General features: G+C 49.3%; 1 rRNA gene. It reads left to right on the top strand.

The window, feature by feature from the left end:
* Positions 1-101: 101 nt before the first annotated feature.
* A 16S ribosomal RNA gene (locus ABNK64_RS11015) occupies positions 102-1,609 on the top strand.
* The last annotated feature ends 41 nt before the right edge of the window (positions 1,610-1,650 follow it).

Below are 1,650 nucleotides of genomic sequence, written 5' to 3'. Positions count from 1 at the left end.
AATGTTAAGGACATTAGCAACAGAATAGAGAAAGACAATAAATGCAAACACAACAATAAATTGGTGTAAATTATCAGTAAATTTTACTGAGTTAAATAGATTGAACGAAGAGTTTGATCCTGGCTCAGGATGAACGCTGACAGAATGCTTAACACATGCAAGTCTACTTGATCCTTCGGGTGATGGTGGCGGACGGGTGAGTAACGCGTAAAGAACTTGCCCTGCAGTCTGGGACAACATTTGGAAACGAATGCTAATACCGGATATTATGCGAGATTCGCATGTTTCTCGTATGAAAGCTATATGCGCTGCAGGAGAGCTTTGCGTCCTATTAGCTAGTTGGTGAGGTAACGGCTCACCAAGGCGATGATAGGTAGCCGGCCTGAGAGGGTGAACGGCCACAAGGGGACTGAGACACGGCCCTTACTCCTACGGGAGGCAGCAGTGGGGAATATTGGACAATGGACCAAAAGTCTGATCCAGCAATTCTGTGTGCACGATGAAGTTTTTCGGAATGTAAAGTGCTTTCAGTTGGGACGAAGTAAGTGACGGTACCAACAGAAGAAGCGACGGCTAAATACGTGCCAGCAGCCGCGGTAATACGTATGTCGCAAGCGTTATCCGGATTTATTGGGCGTAAAGCGCGTCTAGGCGGTTTGGTAAGTCTGATGTGAAAATGCGGGGCTCAACTCCGTATTGCGTTGGAAACTGTCAAACTAGAGTACTGGAGAGGTGGGCGGAACTACAAGTGTAGAGGTGAAATTCGTAGATATTTGTAGGAATGCCGATGGGGAAGCCAGCCCACTGGACAGATACTGACGCTAAAGCGCGAAAGCGTGGGTAGCAAACAGGATTAGATACCCTGGTAGTCCACGCCGTAAACGATGATTACTAGGTGTTGGGGGTCGAACCTCAGCGCCCAAGCTAACGCGATAAGTAATCCGCCTGGGGAGTACGTACGCAAGTATGAAACTCAAAGGAATTGACGGGGACCCGCACAAGCGGTGGAGCATGTGGTTTAATTCGACGCAACGCGAGGAACCTTACCAGCGTTTGACATCCTAGGAAGTTGGCAGAGATGCCTTCGTGCCCCTTCGGGGGAACCTAGTGACAGGTGGTGCATGGCTGTCGTCAGCTCGTGTCGTGAGATGTTGGGTTAAGTCCCGCAACGAGCGCAACCCCTTTCGTATGTTGCCATCATTAAGTTGGGAACTCATGCGATACTGCCTGCGATGAGCAGGAGGAAGGTGGGGATGACGTCAAGTCATCATGCCCCTTATACGCTGGGCTACACACGTGCTACAATGGGTAGTACAGAGAGTCGCTAACCTGCGAGGGGGAGCTAATCTCAGAAAACTATTCTCAGTTCGGATTGTACTCTGCAACTCGAGTACATGAAGTTGGAATCGCTAGTAATCGCAAATCAGCTATGTTGCGGTGAATACGTTCTCGGGTCTTGTACACACCGCCCGTCACACCACGAGAGTTGGTTGCACCTGAAGTAGCAGGCCTAACCGCAAGGAGGGATGCTCCGAGGGTGTGATTAGCGATTGGGGTGAAGTCGTAACAAGGTATCCGTACGGGAACGTGCGGATGGATCACCTCCTTTCTAAGGAGCAATACTTTCTCTATTCTATTGATAATGTTCTT

Source organism: Fusobacterium sp. SYSU M8D902, from assembly GCF_040199715.1.
Lineage (GTDB): Bacteria > Fusobacteriota > Fusobacteriia > Fusobacteriales > Fusobacteriaceae > Fusobacterium_A.
The sequence above is the reverse complement of the archived record's forward strand: the minus strand, read 5'-3'. Positions and strand labels throughout refer to the sequence as shown.